This window comes from Streptomyces sp. NPDC093544, from assembly GCF_040683495.1.
In the GTDB taxonomy this organism is placed as follows: Bacteria; Actinomycetota; Actinomycetes; order Streptomycetales; family Streptomycetaceae; genus Streptomyces.
In genome coordinates this window covers 357213-365611 of the sequence record NZ_JBFBEA010000003.1, presented here as the reverse complement: position 1 = coordinate 365611, position 8399 = coordinate 357213, and the positions used below count along the sequence as shown (strand labels likewise).

General features: G+C 70.6%; 10 protein-coding genes. All 10 read left to right on the top strand.

Annotation, left to right across the window (positions count from 1 at the left end; all coding sequences use genetic code 11):
• The first annotated feature begins 913 nt into the window (after positions 1 to 913).
• The 10 genes from AB0N66_RS05960 to AB0N66_RS05915 all read left to right on the top strand — a co-directional run bounded on the left by AB0N66_RS05960 (position 914) and on the right by AB0N66_RS05915 (position 8242).
• On the top strand, positions 914 to 1942 hold the full coding sequence (locus AB0N66_RS05960) for a LuxR C-terminal-related transcriptional regulator (RefSeq protein ID WP_365429486.1): 1029 nt from the start codon (positions 914 to 916) through the stop codon (positions 1940 to 1942).
• Entirely contained in the window at positions 1939 to 2583 is a 645-nt protein-coding gene (locus AB0N66_RS05955; RefSeq protein WP_365429328.1) for a pyridoxamine 5'-phosphate oxidase family protein, read from the top strand. The genes AB0N66_RS05960 and AB0N66_RS05955 overlap by 4 nt, the downstream gene beginning before the upstream one ends.
• 311 nt (positions 2584 to 2894) lie before the next feature.
• Positions 2895 to 3764, top strand: coding sequence for a diiron oxygenase (locus AB0N66_RS05950; RefSeq protein WP_365429325.1), 870 nt, complete (start codon positions 2895 to 2897; stop codon positions 3762 to 3764).
• On the top strand, positions 3761 to 4612 hold the full coding sequence (locus AB0N66_RS05945) for a hypothetical protein (protein WP_365429322.1): 852 nt from the start codon (positions 3761 to 3763) through the stop codon (positions 4610 to 4612). Before AB0N66_RS05950 ends, AB0N66_RS05945 begins: the two co-directional genes overlap by 4 nt.
• Positions 4609 to 5097 (top strand): holo-ACP synthase, encoded by a 489-nt coding sequence (locus AB0N66_RS05940; RefSeq protein WP_365429319.1) that lies wholly within the window; start codon positions 4609 to 4611, stop codon positions 5095 to 5097. Before AB0N66_RS05945 ends, AB0N66_RS05940 begins: the two co-directional genes overlap by 4 nt.
• 10 nt (positions 5098 to 5107) lie before the next feature.
• A complete protein-coding gene (locus tag AB0N66_RS05935; protein WP_365429316.1) occupies positions 5108 to 5341 on the top strand; it encodes an acyl carrier protein in 234 nt (77 codons plus the stop codon).
• Between the two features lie 21 nt (positions 5342 to 5362).
• Positions 5363 to 6187, top strand: a complete 825-nt coding sequence (locus tag AB0N66_RS05930) for an SAM-dependent methyltransferase (protein ID WP_365429313.1) — start codon at positions 5363 to 5365, stop codon at positions 6185 to 6187.
• Positions 6187 to 7161, top strand: coding sequence for a ketoacyl-ACP synthase III family protein (locus AB0N66_RS05925; protein WP_365429310.1), 975 nt, complete (start codon positions 6187 to 6189; stop codon positions 7159 to 7161). Before AB0N66_RS05930 ends, AB0N66_RS05925 begins: the two co-directional genes overlap by 1 nt.
• On the top strand, positions 7161 to 7427 hold the full coding sequence (locus AB0N66_RS05920; protein WP_365429307.1) for an acyl carrier protein: 267 nt from the start codon (positions 7161 to 7163) through the stop codon (positions 7425 to 7427). Before AB0N66_RS05925 ends, AB0N66_RS05920 begins: the two co-directional genes overlap by 1 nt.
• Positions 7424 to 8242: a hypothetical protein gene (locus AB0N66_RS05915; RefSeq protein WP_365429304.1), complete on the top strand. Its 819-nt coding sequence runs from the start codon at positions 7424 to 7426 to the stop codon at positions 8240 to 8242. The genes AB0N66_RS05920 and AB0N66_RS05915 overlap by 4 nt, the downstream gene beginning before the upstream one ends.
• Positions 8243 to 8399 lie beyond the last annotated feature (157 nt).

Here is an 8399-nt window from a genome sequence, read left to right as displayed (position 1 = left end):
GCTCGCCGTGCTCGCCGTGCTCGCCGTGCTCGCCGTGCTCGCCGTGCTCGCCGTGCTCGCCGTGCTCGCCGTGCTCGCCGTGCTCGCCGTGCTCGCCGTGCTCGGGCGTGCCTGAAGCCGTTGGCCGCCCCGCGCATCGCGGAGCTCGCCGTCACGCTCTCCCGCGAGACGGAGTTCGGGATGCTCGAAGGCTGCGTGCTCAACGTACTGGCCTGCGTACGGGTACGGCCGGGGAAGTCGCTGGGACCACAAGGAAGTTGGGGCGCGGTGCACTCGCCCCGCACCGCGATCCCGGGCGCCGACCGGGCGAGGCGCACAGGCAACTGGCGCTCGGCTACGCGCAGTCGGCCTCTCGGCCTCTCGGCCCCGGCCCTCGCCCTCGGCCCCGCCCCTGGCCCCGGGCTTCTGCCCACGGCCCGCCCCGCCCCACGGCCCGCCCCGCCCCACGGCCCGCCCCGCCCCACGGCCCGCCCCGCGCCTCCCGCCCCGCGAGACGTTCGCCCACTCACACAACCCGCTGCGGCCCTCCCGCACGATGCTCGGGATCCAGCTCCGCCGAACACCGGCGTCGTCCTGCCCCCGCCCGGAGGTACGACAACTGCTCCGGCAATTGCACCAGTTCTGCCGGTTCCCGCCGGCCGATCGGTGGTGACCGGAAGAACCGCAGGTCAGCGCCGTTGCGTTCGGCCGGGATCGGACTCCCGGGGGCTTTCGGCCCTCTGGTGCGGCTGTAGGAGCCCGACCAGGCCGCCTCCGTAGGCTGGTCGCACCGCAAGGCCGTTCCCCGTGCCGATTCATGAGGTGACACGTTGCAACAGCTCACGGTGCCGTTCGCCGCCGCCCGTCCGGGGCGTTCCGGGCCCCTCTCCTTCGGTCATGCCAACATCATCCGCGCACTCAGGACGAGGTGACGATGGAATTCGCGGCGCAGACCCTACGTCAGGAAGCCCAGCGGTCGGCCGAGGTGGACGACTTCGTGGTCACCTTCTACGAACGCACCGTCGGACGTGTCGACTTCAGTCTGTCCGGGATCGCTGAGGAGTTGGGGGTCTCTCAGCAGCGCGCCGAGCAGGCGGTCGGCGTGCTGCGCGAACTGCGCCTGGTCAAGCCGGCGGAGGGCGGCGCGGACCGGCTGGTCGCGGTCAGCCCGGACGCCGCCCAGATGGAGCTGCTGGTGCCCCTGGAGCGGGAGATCTTCGACAGCCGTCACCGACTCGCCGGATTCAAGGGGCAGCTGAGCTCCTTCGTGGCCGCCTTCGAAAGACAGGCCAGGACCCGTGCCGAGCCGGTGGTGGTCACCGACGACCCGGAGGAGATCGAACTGCGGCTGCTGGAGGCCGCGCAGAGCTGCACCACGGAGGTCCTGGTGATGCAGCCCTGCGTGGCCCACGAGACCCACGAGTTGCGGCTGGCCCGCCCGCTGGTGCTGGAGGCGCTGCGGCGCGGCGCGCAGGGGCGGATCCTCTACCCCCACACCGCCCGCGGCGACTCCGACACCCGCGCGCACATCGGCGAACTCCTGCCGGCGGGTGGGCAGGTGCGCACCACCAAGGAGGTGCGCGACCGCTTCCTGGTCTTCGACCGGAAGACAGCTTTCATCCCGGCCGGCGAGGGCGACGCGATCGCCGTCGTCTACGAGGGCGCGGTCGCGGCCTTCCTGGCCGGACTGCACGCCCGGGCCTGGGAGTCAGCGTTCGATTTCGACTCCGGCGCGGCCGGCTACGCGGGGACGCTGGAGGACCTGAAGGCGACGCTGCTCGACCTGCTGGCCTCCGGCGCCAAGGACGAGGTGATCGCGCGCCGGGTGGGCATGTCCGAGCGGACCTTCCGCCGCCATGTGGCCACGATCATGCAGGATTTGTCGGCCACCAGCCGCTTCCAGGCCGGCGCGCTGGCCGCCCGGACCGGCCTCCTCGACCTGGTTCTCAGGAGCGCCGCATGAGCCGCTTCGTCCAACTCGCGTACACCTCAGCGGTGCGCGAGGTCCAGCAGGAGATGGGCAGCGCCAAGGCGGCCGACCGCCAGCTGCGGGCGCCGGGCGAGGGGGCCGATCCGCTTGGCGACCCCGAGGCCGACTTCATCGGCGGCCTCGACGGCTTCCTGTTCGCCAGCGTGGGCGAGACCGGCTGGCCGTACATCCAGTTCAGGGGCGGCCCGGCGGGGTTCGTCCACGTCCTGGACGAGCGCACCCTCGGCTATCTGTCCGTCCGGGGCAACCGGCAGTACATCACCACCGGCAACCTGCGCGGCGACGACCGGGTCGCACTCTTCTTCATCGACCACGCCCGCCAGATCCGCCTCAAGGTGTTCGGCCACGCCACCGCCGTGCCGGCCGGCGACGACCCAGTGCTCGCCCAGCGGCTGGCCTCGCCGCGCAGTGAGGGCACGGTCGAACATCTCGTCAGCATCCGGGTCGAGGCCTTCGCCTGGAACTGCCCCAATCACATCACCCCCCGCTTCAGTCAACGCGAGGTCGACGACGCCCTGGTCCCCGTCCGCGATCGCCTCGCGCGGCTGGAGCAGGAGAACGCCGCCCTGCGCGCGGAACTCGCCGCGCGCCACGACGCCGTCCGGCCGGACTGATACCAGCACCCCTGACGCACGGCACCCCTGACGCACGGCACCCCTGACGCACGGCACCCCTGACGCACGGCACCCCTGACGCACGGCACCCCCGACGCACGGCACCCCCGACGCACGGCACCCCCGACGTACCGCACCCCTGACGTACCGCACCCCTGACGTACCGCACCCCTGACGCACCGCTCTCCCGTGACGAACCGACCTGCCCGGTGACCGAATTCGGCAGCCGGTTTCGGGCGTTGAGAAATCCGTTCGGGAATCCCTACTCTGGAATCGCAAAGAGACCCCGAGGCGAACGGAGACATCGCGCGATGGTCAGCGATGTGATCGACCGAAACGACCGGTTCCGGGGAATCCTGGACCGACTCGCCACCAAAGCGATTGACGACTACTACAACCCGTACCGGATGTTCGAGTGGCCGGACAAACTCGCCGAGGACGCGTGGTGGATGAGCCCCGAGCTCACCACCACGTACGGGACGGAATGGGCCGAGACGCTCACTCCGCAACAGCTCCACACGCTTTCCAAACACGAGAGCATCAATTTCTACAGCCTCAATGTGCACGGAATTCGGGAACTGCTCATCGAGGTGGTGGGCCGGATCCACACCGCCGGTTTCGAAACGCCGTCGGAATTCTTCCACCATTTCATCGGTGAGGAGAACGAGCACATGTGGTTCTTCGCCGAATTCTGCCTCCGCTACGGCGGGAAGATCTACCGGCAGCCGGCCATCGCGGAGTCGGCCGGCTCCTCCGCCAAGATCCAGAGTCTGCTGGTGTTCGCCCGCATCCTGATCTTCGAGGAGCTGGTCGACCACTTCAACTCGCAGATGGCCGAGGACGAGCGCCTGCACGAGACGATCCGCGGCATCAACCGGATCCACCACCAGGACGAGTCCCGGCACATCGCCTTCGGCCGCGAACTGGTCGACCTGCTCCACCAGGACCTGAAGCAGACCGCCACCGAGCAGGAACTGGCCGACATCTCCACCTACCTGCGCCGCTACCTGAAGCACAGCTTCGACTCCCTCTACAACCCGCAGGTCTACCGCGACGCCGGTCTGGAGCGCCCGCACGAGCTGCGCCGGGCCCTGCTGGAATCGCCGGCCCGGGCCAAGGCCGAGCTGCGCACCTTCCGCAAGACCACCAAGTTCCTCGAAAAGACGGGACTCATCCGATGAGCCGCCCGACGGTGAACCGCCTGACCGGGAGCGACGGTGCACCCGCACTGGCCATCCTCGGCCCGCAGGCCACCCGGCTCGTCAAGGAGCTCGACCGGGTCTTCGCCGACTGGGGCCTCGCGGCCGGCGCCGAGGAGATCAGCGCCCCGCCGCTCTTCCCGGTGACCGACTTGGAGAAGTTCGACGTCTACACCAACTTCCCCCACCTCGCCTGGGTGGCCGGCTCGCTCGATCTGACTGATGATCAGTTCAAGCCGGTGGAGGGCCGGTTCGGCCCCGGCGCGGTGACCGAGGCACGGTATGGACTGCCGCACGCCACCTGCTACGGCGCGTACCTCTTCCACGAGGGCGACCAGGTCGCCGACGACACCCTGGTGACCCTCGTCAACCGCTGTTTCCGCAACGAGGACCACTACAGCGGACTGCGCCGCCTCGCCAGCTTCCAGATGCGCGAGATCGTCGCACTCGGCAACTACGAGCACACCCAGCAGGTGCTGGCCCGCTTCACCGAGCGGATCCAGTCCTTCGCCGCCGCGCTCGGGATCGACCTGGGCAAGGTGCCGGCCGGCGATCCGTTCTTCCGCAACGACAACGGCCGCGCTCTGTTGCAGAAGCTCAGCCCGGTCAAGTACGAGTTCCAGTACGGCGACCTGGCGATCGCCTCGGTCAACACGCACCGCAACTTCTTCGGCGAGCGGTGCGGTATCCGGCTGGCGTCCGGCGAGCATGCGTACACCTCCTGTGTGGCCTTCGGTCTTGAGCGCTGGCTCGCCGTCCTGACCGAGCACTTCGACGGGGATCTCGACGCCGCGCTGGCCGCCGTACGCGCTGCCGCCGCCCCGTCGTGACCCAGGCCCAGCCCCAGCCCCAGCCCCAGGCCCAGCCCCGGATCGGCGTCGACCTCGTGCCGCTCTCCCGGGTCCGCGAACTGCTGGATCCCGGCATCGGGCCGGTGCTCAGGCGGTTCCTCTCCGCGGAGGAACTGACCGTCTCCCGCACCCCGGACGGCGCACCCGACCAGGCCGGGATCGCCGGACGGCTGGCCGCCAAGGAGGCCGTCTTCAAGCTCCTCGGCGCCGTCGGCAGGACGGTTCCCTGGCAGGGCATCGAGGTCCTGCGCGGTCCCGGCGGCCGACCCGGGGTCCGACTCTCCGGCGGGGCCGCCGAGTTGGCCCGCAGCGCCGGGCTCGGCCCGATCGACGTCAGCATCAGCCACGACGGCGGCTTCGCGATCGCCGTCGCGGCCGCCACCACCTCGCTCGATCAGCGCATCCCGCTGGATCAGCAGCGCATCCCGCTGAATCAGCACACCTCGCTGGATCACCGACTCTGAAGGGAATGCCGTGAGCGCCGCAGGTATCGACAAGGTCCGGGACTGGATCCTCGGCCGTCACCCCGAACGCACCGAGCTCGCCGCCGACGTCGACCTCATCGAGAGCCGGCTGGTCGACTCGCTCGCCTTCGTCGAACTCGTCTACACCATCGAGGACGCCGCAGGCATCGAGGTCGACTTCGACAACATCGACATCGAGGACTTCCAGACCCTGGCGACCATCGAGAAGGCGTTCTTCGCCTGATCCCGAGGGGGGATCTTCACCATGGATGCAGTCTCGTACACCGCACAGTGGATGGCCGCGGCCCGCGCGCAGGAGTCCGAGCGCGAGGACGCGCTGTTCGTCGACCCGCTGGCCCGCGACCTGGCCGCGCCCAGGGGCTTCGAGCTGATCGAGCGCTACGCCGGCGGCGGCCTGCTGCCGTTCATCTCCATCCGGACCCGGTTCCTGGACGACGCCATTCGGGACGTCCTCGCCGAGAGCGGGATCCAGCAGGTGGTGCTGATCGCGGCGGGCATGGACACCCGTGCGTTCCGGCTCGACTGGCCGGAGGGCAGCGAGGTCTACGAGGTCGACCACGCCCTGCTGATAGCCGAGAAGCGCCGCCGGCTCGACGCCCTCGGGGCCGAGCCGCGCACCGACCGGCGCGAGGTCTCCGCCGACCTCACCCAGGACTGGTTGCCCGCTCTGGAGGCTGCCGGCTTCGACCGCGACCGCCCGACCCTGTGGGTCGCCGAGGCGCTGACCTTCTTCCTCACCGAGGAGCAGGCCGCCGGACTGCTGCGCCTGCTCGCCTCAGCCTCGGCCCCCGGCAGCCACCTGGCCTTCGACATCCTCGGGCGGGCCCTGCTGCGCAGCCCGTTCTCGAAGGGCTTCCTGGACACGTTGGCCGCCGACGGCACGCCGTGGATCTTCGGCTCCGACGAGCCCGAGGAGTTCCTGACGGCGAACGGCTGGAAGACCACCGACCTGCGCGAGCCCGGCCAGCCCGGCGCCGGTGAGGGCCGCTGGCCGTACGAGGTCCAGCCGAGGAACCGGCGCGGCGCCAACCGGCTGTGGCTGATCCGCGCCGAGATCGCGACGGCCTGATGAGCAGTCCGACCGCCGAGCGCCGGATCACCCTGGAGCGGATCGAGTCGTACCTGCCCGAGCGCAGCGTGCGGATCGAGGAGCTGGGCGAGCTGTTGGGCCTGCGCCGGGCCGAACTCGGCGTGTTCCGCAAGTTCTACGGCCTGGACACGCTCCGCTTCGACCCCGAGCTCTCGCTGCTCGACCTGCTGCGCCCCGCCGCGCAGGGCGCCCTGGCCACCCTGCCGGAGGGCGGCCAGGTGGACTACCTGGCGTACGCCCACACCACCCAGGCGGTGGCCCCGGCTGACGTGGACATCGCCCAGGTGGTCCGCGACGACCTCGGTCTCGCCGGCACAGAGGCGTTCGGCCTCAGCCACCAGGCCTGCGTCAGCAGCCTGGGCGCCATCGAGGTGCTCGGCGAACTGCTCCGGGCGGAGGGCGCCGAGGGCTCGTACGCGCTGATGGTCACGGGAGAGCGGGCGTACTCGCCGATCGTCCAGCACGTCCCCAACACCGCGATCATGGCCGACGCCGCGGCCTCCTGCCTGATCACCCTGGACGGCGACGGCGACGTGGTCCGGTCCTTCGCCACCCGGACCCTGGGCGAGTACGCCCAGTGGCTGGAGCTGACCCCTGAGCAGAACGCCGTGTTCGGGGAGCAGTACGGCAGCAGGATCGCCGAGGTCATCCACCAGGCCCTGGTGGAGGCCTCCTTGACGCTCGACGACGTCGACCTGGTGATCCCGCACAACGTCAACAAGCTGGCCTGGCGGCAGACCATCAAGGAGCTGGAGGTGGCGCCGGAGAAGGTTTTCCTGGACAACATCCCGCGCTACAGCCACACCTTCGCCTCGGACGTCTTCGTCAACTACACCACCCTGCGCGACGACGGCCGCCTGGTGGACGGCGCGCACTACCTGCTGGTCTCCGTCGGCCTGGGCGCCACCTTCGGCGCGATGGTGATCACCCACCGTGCGGCGGGTGATGTCTGATGGAACGTCAGGAACTGCTGGTCGTCATCGAGAAGGCACTCAGCGAGGTCCTGGAGCGGCCGATCACCGGGCTCAAGGAGGAGACCGCGCTCTTCGACGAGCTCCAGCTCACCTCCCTCGCCGTGCTGGGGCTGCTGATGACCGTCGAGGAGGCGACCGGGATCTCGGTGGACCCGGAGAAGCTCGACATCGACCACCTGCGGACCATGCGGTCCTTCGCCGACTACGTCGAGGTCGCACTCCGCGAAGAAGAGGGGACGTCATGAGCGGACTCGCCGTCCGGGCCGCCGCCGCGGTGCGCTCGCCGCAGGGCCGGGCACCGGGCGACGCCCCGGCCGCGCTCGACTACTACCGAGACCTGCTCACTCCCTTCGGTGAGAAGCCGGACGAGGAGTTGTTGAGCCGCGGCTCGCACGTCCACCACCGCGACCTCGCGGACCTGCTCGTCGCCGACGAGGGTGTCGGCCGGAGCCGGCCGGAGCTGCTGATCGTCACCCACGCCCTTCCGGACGTGGTGCCGTTCACCGCCATCGCGCCGTACCTCACCGATCAACTCGGCGGCCGGGCGGCCAACTTCGCTATCGGCCAACAGGGCCTGGCCGCACCCTTCACCGCACTGCGGATCGCCTCGGCGTACCACCGGGCGGGGCGGGCCGCGGAGGTGGTGCTGGCGGTGCTGGAGCAGACCACACTGCCGACGGCCTTCCCGTTGGTCCAGGAGACCCCGCTGGTCGACTCGGCCGCGGCGCTGGTCCTCGGGGCCTCCACCGAGGCCGGCCTGCGGTTCGTCCGGGCGCACTCGGGCGGTACGGCGGCGGCCGTCCTCGGCGACGGCACCCTGGGCCGCGACCTCGGGGAGGACGGCACGCTGTTGGTGCTCGGGCCCTGGGTCACCGAGGACATCCCGGAGCGCACCGCGGTTCACCGGGTGGCGCCGGGCAGCTACTGCACCAGCCTCTGGCTGGAGTTGGCCGACCACTGGCAGGAGTGGCAGCAGGCCTACCGGCGGATCGTGCTGCTCGACACGGACCCGCGCTCCGGCCGCAGCCACGCGGCGCTCTTCGCCGACGGGGAGGGGTAACTCCACCGCGGCTCGGGGTGAGTTCGTCCGCCACGGCCGGCGGTGGCGGACGTTCTCAGACCGTGGGAAGTGACGGTTCGTCCACCGACCGCGCGAACCGGCCTCGCCGGCCGAGGTGTTGACGGCGGTGCCCGACCCGCGTCGGGTCCGCGAACGT